This is a genomic window from Anaerobacterium chartisolvens (assembly GCF_003337415.1).
In the GTDB taxonomy this organism is placed as follows: Bacteria; Bacillota; Clostridia; order Acetivibrionales; family DSM-27016; genus Anaerobacterium; species Anaerobacterium chartisolvens.
In genome coordinates this window covers 102,308-111,877 of the sequence record NZ_QPJT01000001.1, presented here as the reverse complement: position 1 = coordinate 111,877, position 9,570 = coordinate 102,308, and the positions used below count along the sequence as shown (strand labels likewise).

The 9,570-nt window shown below is 39.4% G+C and carries 14 protein-coding genes; 10 read left to right on the top strand and 4 right to left on the bottom strand.

The window, feature by feature from the left end; genetic code table 11:
• Positions 1–25 precede the first annotated feature (25 nt).
• The 3 genes from DFR58_RS00640 (at position 26) to DFR58_RS00630 (ending at position 3,271) form a co-directional block, all read left to right on the top strand.
• Positions 26–805 (top strand): EFR1 family ferrodoxin, encoded by a 780-nt coding sequence (locus tag DFR58_RS00640; protein WP_114295878.1) that lies wholly within the window; start codon positions 26–28, stop codon positions 803–805.
• A gap of 68 nt (positions 806–873) precedes the next feature.
• Entirely contained in the window at positions 874–1,578 is a 705-nt protein-coding gene (locus DFR58_RS00635; protein ID WP_114295877.1) for an ABC transporter ATP-binding protein, read from the top strand.
• A 10-nt stretch (positions 1,579–1,588) separates the two neighbouring features.
• The gene (locus tag DFR58_RS00630) at positions 1,589–3,271 is read left to right on the top strand and encodes an ABC transporter permease (RefSeq protein WP_114295876.1); all 1,683 of its coding nucleotides are present in this window, start codon (positions 1,589–1,591) and stop codon (positions 3,269–3,271) included.
• On the opposite strand, the gene DFR58_RS00625 is transcribed toward DFR58_RS00630, so the two are convergent.
• The 4 genes from DFR58_RS00625 to DFR58_RS00610 all read right to left on the bottom strand — a co-directional run bounded on the left by DFR58_RS00625 (position 3,215) and on the right by DFR58_RS00610 (position 6,403).
• The gene (locus DFR58_RS00625) at positions 3,215–4,768 is read right to left on the bottom strand and encodes a recombinase family protein (protein WP_114295875.1); all 1,554 of its coding nucleotides are present in this window, start codon (positions 4,766–4,768) and stop codon (positions 3,215–3,217) included. The two genes, DFR58_RS00630 and DFR58_RS00625, sit on opposite strands and share 57 nt — an antisense overlap.
• 140 nt (positions 4,769–4,908) lie before the next feature.
• Positions 4,909–5,091 (bottom strand): cyclic lactone autoinducer peptide, encoded by a 183-nt coding sequence (locus DFR58_RS00620; RefSeq protein WP_242987343.1) that lies wholly within the window; start codon positions 5,089–5,091, stop codon positions 4,909–4,911.
• A gap of 44 nt (positions 5,092–5,135) precedes the next feature.
• On the bottom strand, positions 5,136–6,002 hold the full coding sequence (locus DFR58_RS00615; RefSeq protein WP_114295874.1) for a hypothetical protein: 867 nt from the start codon (positions 6,000–6,002) through the stop codon (positions 5,136–5,138).
• The gene (locus DFR58_RS00610; protein WP_278278792.1) at positions 5,999–6,403 is read right to left on the bottom strand and encodes a helix-turn-helix domain-containing protein; all 405 of its coding nucleotides are present in this window, start codon (positions 6,401–6,403) and stop codon (positions 5,999–6,001) included. Before DFR58_RS00610 ends, DFR58_RS00615 begins: the two co-directional genes overlap by 4 nt.
• Positions 6,404–6,629: 226 nt before the next feature.
• On the opposite strand from DFR58_RS00610, the gene DFR58_RS00605 reads away from it, so the two are divergent.
• The 7 genes from DFR58_RS00605 (at position 6,630) to DFR58_RS00580 (ending at position 9,558) form a co-directional block, all read left to right on the top strand.
• Positions 6,630–6,959, top strand: a complete 330-nt coding sequence (locus DFR58_RS00605; RefSeq protein ID WP_114295872.1) for a helix-turn-helix domain-containing protein — start codon at positions 6,630–6,632, stop codon at positions 6,957–6,959.
• 61 nt (positions 6,960–7,020) lie between these two features.
• Positions 7,021–7,170 carry a hypothetical protein gene (locus DFR58_RS21710; protein ID WP_170137975.1) on the top strand — a complete coding sequence of 50 codons (150 nt, stop codon included), beginning with the start codon at positions 7,021–7,023 and terminating at the stop codon, positions 7,168–7,170.
• Positions 7,171–7,310: 140 nt separating this feature from the next.
• The gene (locus DFR58_RS00600) at positions 7,311–7,550 is read left to right on the top strand and encodes an AbrB/MazE/SpoVT family DNA-binding domain-containing protein (RefSeq protein WP_114295871.1); all 240 of its coding nucleotides are present in this window, start codon (positions 7,311–7,313) and stop codon (positions 7,548–7,550) included.
• Positions 7,551–7,575: 25 nt separating this feature from the next.
• Positions 7,576–7,773, top strand: coding sequence for a hypothetical protein (locus DFR58_RS00595; protein WP_114295870.1), 198 nt, complete (start codon positions 7,576–7,578; stop codon positions 7,771–7,773).
• Between the two features lie 4 nt (positions 7,774–7,777).
• Positions 7,778–8,254: a DUF6075 family protein gene (locus tag DFR58_RS00590; protein WP_114295869.1), complete on the top strand. Its 477-nt coding sequence runs from the start codon at positions 7,778–7,780 to the stop codon at positions 8,252–8,254.
• Between the two features lie 9 nt (positions 8,255–8,263).
• Complete coding sequence (locus tag DFR58_RS00585; protein WP_114295868.1) at positions 8,264–8,542, top strand: hypothetical protein; 279 nt, start codon at positions 8,264–8,266, stop codon at positions 8,540–8,542.
• Between the two features lie 251 nt (positions 8,543–8,793).
• The gene (locus DFR58_RS00580; protein WP_114295867.1) at positions 8,794–9,558 is read left to right on the top strand and encodes a rolling circle replication-associated protein; all 765 of its coding nucleotides are present in this window, start codon (positions 8,794–8,796) and stop codon (positions 9,556–9,558) included.
• The last annotated feature ends 12 nt before the right edge of the window (positions 9,559–9,570 follow it).

Genomic DNA, 9,570 nt, shown 5'->3' with positions numbered 1-9,570 from the left:
ATTTAATTAAGGAGGAAAAGAGAGAATGAAAACAAATTTGTATTACTTTTCAGGTACGGGGAATTCATTGGATATTGCCAGAAATCTGGCAAATGAGTTAGGAGACACCCAGATCAACGCTATTGCAAATGCCGTTAAGGGGGAAGGGGAAGAGATTGTAGGTGATATTATAGGAATTATATTTCCCGTCTATTGGTATGGAATGCCACTATTAGTTCTTGATTTTATTAAAAAAGTTAAAAGGGCTAAGTATATTTTCATTATAGCAACATACGGAGATGATTCCGGAAGCATATTAACTCAATCCAGAGACGTCTTAAAGAATTGCGGACTGAGTCTTGGGGCTGCATTTTTAATAAAAATGCCTGAGAATTATACTCCAATGTATCAACTGATTTCTGAGAAAGAACAAAAGGAGTTGTTTGAGGCAAAGGCCCAAGAAATTAAGCAAATATCGGAAATAATCAAGAAAAGGAAAGTAATAGAGGTAACACCAAAGTTCTTTGTGTATGATCTGTTTTATAAAATGGTATACAAAATATACTCACCAAAGTTTAAAAAATTAGATAAAAAGTTTTGGGTGGACAGTAATTGTAATAGCTGTAAAGTATGTATGAAGGTTTGTCCTGTATCAAATATTGACTGGGCCAATGAAAAGCCTAAATGGAAGAATGCTTGCCAGCAATGCTTTGCATGCTTTCATTGGTGCCCTAAAGAGGCGATACAATTTGGAGGAAAGACCAAGGGCAGAAAGAGATACAGGAATCCAAACGTTAAAATGGAGGATTTTTTTATACATGATTGATATTTTTCAAGTAAAATGAGATTTTCAGTGAAATAATCAGTTACATAAGGGCGGAGTGATTATTTATTATGGCATCAATTTTTAAATTATACAATGTGACAAAAGAGTATTTAATGGGTGAGGTTTCAGTAAAAGCACTGAATTCAGCGACCTTTGATATTCCTAAAGGTGAATTTGTTGTGGTTTTGGGACCAAGTGGATCTGGTAAAAGTACTTTGCTAAATATTCTTGGAGGAATGGATACCCCAACTTCCGGGAAGGTGCTTTTTGACGATGTGGATATTTCAGAATATGATGAAAAGCAACTTACATTATTCAGAAGGAATAAAATAGGATTTATATTCCAATTTTATAATCTCATGCCAAACCTTACGGCTAAAGAAAATGTAGAACTTGCTACTGAAATATCTGTAAATCCATTAGACATAGATGAGGTTTTAGAGCAGGTAGGGCTGGGGGGGAAAGGTAGGTATTTCCCTTCTCAAATGAGTGGAGGAGAGCAGCAGAGGGTCGCTATCGCCAGAGCTGTGGCAAAAAATCCGGATGTATTATTGTGTGATGAGCCCACCGGTGCTTTGGATTATGCTACAGGAATTAAGGTTCTGGACTTATTACAGAGCATTAACAGACAGACAAGGAAAACCATTATTATTATTACACATAATCAGCCTATTGCACAGATGGCGAATAAAGTGATAAAAATGCGAAGCGGAGAAGTGCTAAATATATCATCTAATAACAATCCTATTTCTTCGGATCAGATTGTGTGGTAAAGGAGGGTGTATGAGCAAACTAACTCGCATGTTGCTTAGGGATATAAAAAAATTCAAAGGACAGTTTTTAGCTGCAACTGCTGTTGTCTTTGTAGGCATTACATTATTCGCAGCAACATTTATGTCATATAAAAATTTAGAGAATTCAATGAATTTTTATTATGAAAAGGGAAACTTTTTAGATTATTATGCTGAAGCGCAAAGTATTACTGCAAATGAAGTTGAACAGGTTAAGAGAATCAAGGGTGTAAAAAATGCTGCCGGAAGGATTAGTACAGAAATTGGTGCGGACATTGGTGATAACAATAGAGTAACGCTTAGGCTTGTAGCACTCCCTGATGATAGGCAACCGGATATCAATAAGGTATTTCCTGTTTCAGGGGGATACTTAAGTCCTGATATACAAAATACATGTCTGATAAACAAAAAATTTGCAGAATTCCATAATTTAAAAAAAGGAGATACAATTAAGTGCGTAATAAATAAACATATACATGAGTATATAATACATGGAATTGATGAAAACCCAGAATTTATTTTCATAGTGAGATCAGAGGCTTCAGTCTTTCCGGTGAGAGGCGAATTTGGGATCATATATGTGAAAGAATCTACGGCAAGAAATGTACTTGGATATAATGATACTTTCAACCAGTTGCATGTCACATTCCAAGCCGGTGTTGATCAGAATATTTTGATAAATCAAATTGAAAAGATACTAGAACCTTGTGGGTTTAGCTATGGAGTTAAAAGAGAGGATCACCTTAGCCATAAGCTGCTGAGTGATGATATTGAAATTCTTAAGGAAGTAGGGTTCCTATTCCCGGTATTATTTCTTACCGTTGCAGCTATGATTATCTATGTAATGCAGAAGAAAATAATTTATACTCAAAGAACCTTGATAGGCGTTATGAAGGCATTTGGTTATAATAATGGGAGAATACTTAGGCATTATTTGAAGGTATCGGTGTTAATAGGGTTATTTGGCTCAATTCCAGCTATTTTTGCAGGATATTATCTTAGTATTGCAATAACGGTTCTATATAATGAGATGGTGAGAATACAGACATTATTTATTCAAATGTACTGGGAGGTTGTATCAATTGGTGCTGGATTTGCACTGCTATTCTGTATCCTTGCAGGATATAATTCTGTAAAAGGAATCTTGAAAATCCAGCCGGCGCAGGCTATGCGCTCAGAAGCACCTATCGTCGGGAGAAAAATATTTTTGGAGCGTATTGAAGTTTTTTGGAACAGTCTGTCTTTTGGGTGGAAAATGAGTGTAAGAAATATTCTAAGAAACCGCTCAAGAGCTTTGTTTACTGTGCTAGGCTTTGTATTAACTATTATGTTGTTTATGGTATCCAACTTCTTTACTGGCTCAGTAAATTATTTTTTAAATAAACATTTTTTTATAGATCAGAATTATGATTATAAGCTTGAATTCTCAATGCCGGCTTCTTACTATGATGTGATGGAATTAAGAACAGTTGATGGGGTAAAAAAAGTTGAGCCTTTGTTGGAAGTCGCTATAGACATTAGTAAGGGATGGCGAAAAGAAAAAGTTATCTTAACAGGAATTGGCCCAGACTATGATTATTTTAAGTTAACAGATGATGATGATAATGAAATAACATCGTCATGTTGTACGTTTTGCAGAAAGCGGGCGGGACAAGGCTTTAGGAAATACCTTTAAATTAAATTCATCTGATTTCCAGCCCTTTTCTTTGTAATACACTATTTTCTCTATGATGTCTTTAAGAAGGATATTTTTTTCTTTTGGCTCTTGCAGACCAGGGTATACATCTAAAACATTCTGTATTTCCTGGAATTGCCCGGCAACATTTTGTTGCTGTTGGAGTTTTTCCATTTCATCGTCGCACGCATTTATGGCAGTTTGGACTTCCGTTGTTCTCAGTGAGATATAGTTTGAGCGTTCCGCAAAAGTCGCGGAGTCATATACTCCTTGTTCCAATAAATCAAACGTCCGCAGCCTCTGTGTCTCAAGCGTCTTAAGCTCCTTCTCCAACAATGACTTATTGTTTTCGAGTGGCCTAAGGTCTGTTTTTTCTCTAACTGCCTCCTCTAGCGCGGATGTTTTGATACCAGACATATATTCCTGTAGTATTGCAATAACCGCATTTTCAACAGACTCGAATTTATTACTTTTTACACCACATTTGCTCTCGCACACTAAATGTGGGGCACTGTCCCCGTACGGCCTACGTTTCATTTTGCTACCGCATACCCCACATATTACAAGTCCAGCCAGAGGATTAACTATACCGTTTACAAGCTGGTAAGGAACATGGTACCGACTTGCCAGAATATCTTGGGCCTTATCGTATAATTCCTGTTCAACTATAGGCACGTGCTTCCCGTCAGACACGATCCAATCGCTCTTATTGCGAGTATAAGTATCCTTCTTTTTGTCAGGGGATTTTGATTTGCGAATGCATTTTTTCTTCCAGACTACTTTTCCTATATATACTGGATTTTTGAGAAAATTTGAAATAGTTGTCCTTTCCCATTTGCCCCCGGTATAAGACTTTATACCAAGCAAGTTAAGCTCTGATGCAATTTTACTACAGCCCATATGCTTATTGACATACCAGTCAAAAAGCATCCTGATAACCTCCGATTGCTCAGGGTTAGGAACTAAAGTTCTGGTGTTTTTATTTATCTTGGTTACATCATACCCGTATGGAGGCCTGGTTGCAATGTAATTACCCTCTTCAACAGAGCGAATTCTGCCCCCTTGCATACGTCGGTTAATCATTTTATATTCCTTGCGGCTCATGAATGCTTCAAATTCGCTGTACTCCTCGTCAAATTCATCGTTGAGGTCGTATGTTTTTTTGGGGGTTATTATCTTTACCCCGGCCCTTTTAAAGGTCTTGAGTATAATACCCTGCTCTTCCATATCGCCACGGCCTAGCCGCTGTATGTCCATAACAAGTACGGCCTCACACTGTTTTTGTTCGACATCCTTAAGAAGTTCCAACATTGCGGGGCGAAAAAATAATTCCTCTCCCGACACTAATTCCTCATGTATGTTTGCAACAAAGTAGCCGCGCTCTTTTACGATTTTTAATAAAGCCCTCCTGTGCCTTGCAAGCGTTTCACCTTCGCCGAGCTTTTTTTCCAATTCCTCGTCTGCACGGGATTTCCTCAAATAAATATCAATTTTCACTCACTCACTCACCTTATGTCGAATATAGTCGATTTATCTTGACAAAAGCAAATTTAAGTAATATTATAATAATATCTACGTTACATTTTTAAGGGGCGATTTCCTCCATTGGGTTGCCCCCTCTTTCTATCATCTGCTGGTTAATTACGTCCTTTACCGGATATTGACTTAGGCAGTTTTGGCTGATAAAAAGCCCACCAGCTTGCCGAAGATGCTACTACAGTTGCAATTAAAATTAGGAAGCTAGAACAAATAATTAGTGCATTAAGACGGTAGGCCATTTTACCTTTAACTTTGAACCCAAGCTCCTTTTTAAGTTTCACACAATCACCCCCAGTAAAAGTATACACCACACGCTCTGCCAAATCTATGTAAAGTCGGCTTTTTGAATAATTTTTTTTATATCATCTACTAGGCCGTCTGAAGCCCCTTCTGCTATAGCTTTGGACAATAGTGATTCGGCGTGGTTTTTTATGTCATCAGAAAAATGCGACAAGTATATTATGTTGTTGCAATATATGCGACGAGATATCTCATAAAGAAGTAATGCTGTAAGAAAAGGGATAGTAAAAAGTGCAATACATACTAAAAGTGCGTACACGGGAGGCGTACCCGCGAGTATTTTGTCGAACATAATAAACTTGCCAGCAATGATTACAAATATGGTATTAAAAGACAATATTGACACGGTAAGAACCTTGTTCTTTGTGCAACTCCATATTACATCAAAAACATCTACAGTTATAACGCCTTGCGTGGTCTTTATTTCATGGCCTCTCCATTTTACATATGCCATATATGCAAAAAAGTATTGCACTATTCTTTCAGGGATTGTCGCGAGCGCGGCCATCAATATGTTTGAATTTATGCTTGCTAGAGTTAGCCTTGATGAATATATTATAATATTTACGCATAGCAGTTCTGAGGATGCGAATAATACAGTCCCAAATAAAACTGACATAACCCCGTTTTTCCATGAAACTTTAGCCATCAAAGATATGATGACGGTATTAATTATAACACCCAGTATGATTATTATGCTACTGTCCATGCTGGGGAAAAGCCTTAATGTGTTCGAAATCAAGCTTGGTACTAATATAGCCCATAAAAATAACCCTCCCTTATTGTTGAAAAGATTATATGCTTTTAAAAATCTCACAAACATAAGCACCAAAAATATCTGCTCTGGCACAGAAATTATTGATATCCTTAAAATATAGTCTATCACATTCATTTTTTAAAACCTCCATTGTTATTAAAATCCAATCCTTGCAGGTCTATCGAAAACTTAACTCTTTTCAATAAATGCGTGGGGATTTCTTTAAATAAATTATAAGCAAACACTATGTAGGGCTTGCTTTCGGGCCGAGTCACCCAATCAATTATCTCGTTATCTATACTAGTGTCTATGCTAGTGTCTATATCATCTACGTTACCCATGCATTCTTTGCTGCTCACTGAGCTGCGGGAGAAAAATTCCCCCATGTCTATGCCAAAAGCGTTTACGATTTTTTGCATCGAATCCAAACTCGGAGTTTTTTTACCAGACTCAATATCAGATATTGCAGCCGCCGAAAGCTTTGCTCTTCTTGCTAATTCTGCTGGTTTCCAGCCTTTTTGTTCCCTTAATTGTATTATAAGTTTTCTTGCTTCTTCCAGAATATTTCACCTCCGTTCAGTGTTAACTACTGCTTATATTAATAATAGCAGATAACAAGAAAAAGTCAACGGATTTTTCACATAATGGAAAATAAAACACAAAAAACACCTTCGCCGGAGTTGAGAAAAAAGAAGTCATATAGTAGTATGTAAGCAGAGGCTTACACAGTTAATCAATACCAAAGAGGGGGGAGTCCGTAAAATGCAAGGAGGAGGCAAATATACTAGCACAGAAACATTTAAGAGGTTTGCGAATAGAAATGTTAGCGACTGCGACACATTTCGAGACAAATTGATGTGCGCCCGTGTTAACTACAGTAAAGGCAAAGGAGCAAAAAAAGGGCTAAGTCTTCGCGCGGCAGCAAAAAAAATAGGAGTTACGTCCGTATATTTAAGACAGATTGAAATGGGGGAGAGAAAGGTTCCTAACGCTGTAATTATACATAATATAGAAGCCCTGTATGGGTTTGAACAGGGATATCTTGCAAAACTGTTGTCAAGCGAACAAAAGGTAGACAACAAAGGGGCATAGGAATTAGTAAACAAGCTTTTGCAATATTAATATATTGTAATAGTTATGGCGAGGTGGTTGTATGACGTCTATTAAAAAACACATAGGGAAAATCGAGGTTGAGATTATCCCCCCTGACATCACTGAAGAGGAGAACGAGGAAAGACTACGCAAAATTGAATCTACTTTAGGAATTCTCACTAAAAGAAAAATCGCTCTAAGCTACAAGTAAAAATTTTAATCAGCAAAAAGACAAGCCCCGCACCACTATCGGCAAGGACACATGAAGATAGTACAGGGGGGTGAAGCGGGACTCAGGTCTGCACAAATTAATCATAACCCAAAACTAAAAAACGAAAGGAAGATGTAAGCATGAAATCTACTGGTATTGTAAGAAAAGTTGACGAGGTGGGCAGGGTGGTACTGCCCATAGAACTCAGGAGGGTACTCGACATTGCAGAGAAAGACGCGCTGGCAATCTACGTTGACGGTCCCGCGATTATTCTCAAGAAATATGAGCCTGCATGTATATTCTGCGGGGAAGCAAAGGAGGTAATAGATTTTAAGGGCAAAAACGTATGCCCCGGATGCATGAAAGAATTGAAACGGTAAGCAAAAGCAAGAAAGGAGGCCCCCAATGGCCAAAGGCGTGGCAAGACCATTCAAGTATTGCAAATGCGGAACGCTCTGCGCGACTGGTTACTGCTCCGAATGCAGGGCCAGAGACGCAACGGTAAAAACAATAGCAGCCCGTGAGCGCATGGACAGAGCTGCTGTAGGTAGCGGCTCCTCCAAGAAGTCAAACAAAAAATCCAAAATAAAAAAGGAGAGATAAATTTATGTTCACAGAGAAACATTTAAGCCAAATCAAAGACTCGCTCAAAACCGCAAACGACAAGCTGTGTGCGGAGGCTCTATTCATGAACGATGCCCACCGGGAATTCTACATAATGAATATCCAGAAAACCAACAGCTTTAGCGATCCATACCGCAAAGCCCTGTTTTACGCCCTCGGGCTCACAGCCGAAACCCGGAACAACATTAATAGTCTTTATGATTTTGCAGATAACGCCATTGACTTCGACGGACTTAATAGGCCGTGGCAAACCGGCACAAGCGCAAAGGTTACGAAATTAGCCTTTAACCTCTACAACGGATTTTGTGGAGACTTAGGGGGTGAGCCTATCGACTACCCGAGCGACTATACCCCATACAACCTGTTTGGCAACGAGTTAATGAACTGGATGTTCGAGGCCGTCAAGCTCCTGTACCCGTGCTACAACAACAGAGGCCCGCTTTATAGTGCGTCTTATTAAGGAGGCAGCATGTACAAGAAAAAGAAGCCCCCAAAAATGAGCTGCCCCATATGCGGCTCCACCCCGGACATTAACACTGAATGGGTCCACTGCCCCCAACACTCCGCGCCGGTATGTATGCACCATTGCTACTGGGGCAACTGCGAGTTTTACAACATGGCCGCATCCAAAGAGTTCAGCCTGACGCGCTGTACATACAGGAAGGACATGGAAAACTCTCAAGAAAAAACCGCAGCAGCAGCCCTTCCGGAAGCAAGAAAGGAGGTCCCGGCCAAGAAAATGGCATAAAAAAGCACATTACTAACAACCGACTCAAGGAAACAGTAATGCGCTCCTAACAACAAGGCTTTGTCTCTGCCTATAGCAATATTTTAACATACGGCAGAGGCAAAGTCAAAAAAATACCTATTTTTAAGGGGGCTTGAGGACTTGTAATAGGTATTATCTTATCAACCATACCCTCCAAATAAAATAGGCAAACAATTGTTCTTAGACAATTTAATAGAGAAGGATAAAGAATCCGAAGGGGACAATGCCCAATGCCGTATCGAGAAAAAAGAATCTATAGCGGACAAATGTTAGAAGTTGAAATATACCCAATATCCCCTAAGCAAAAAAAACAGCCTCGGGGGAAAAAAGAAAAAGCTTCTACCCTGAAGCAAAAAAACCTGAACGATAAGAACGCAAAAAAACATCTTATCAGGTTAATCAATACAAATTTTACGGATAAGGATCTGGCGGTGCATCTTACATATACAAGTGAGGAACTCCCCAGGTCCGAGGAAGAGGCAAGAAAAGACATAGCCAATTATATCCGGAGGGTAAAGCACTACCGCAAGAAAAACAATCTTCCTTCCCTGAAATACATAGCAGTATTTGAGTACAAGGAAAAAGCTTCAGGGGGAAGAGAAGGCAAGGAGCCCCCGGTCAGGATGCACCACCATGTAATAATGTCAAGCATGGACCGGGATGCAGCAGAGCAGCTTTGGGGGAAGGGCCGGGCGAATGCGGATAGGCTAAAGGCAGACGAATATGGATATGAAGGATTAGCCCGGTACATAACAAAAGATCCCCAAGGCTCAAAGAGGTGGGTACAGTCCAAAAACCTTGACCAGCCTACTGTTAAAATAAACAACCATAAATACAGCAAGCGCAAGGTTGAGGTATTGGCAAGGACTCCCGATGACAGGCAGCTCTTCGAAAGACTGTACCCTGGCTACATCCTCAATGACTGCATATCCCAAGTCAACGACATAACGGCAGGCACGCATCTATACATCAGGATGCGGAAATTACAGATTTAAAACTGATAGCCG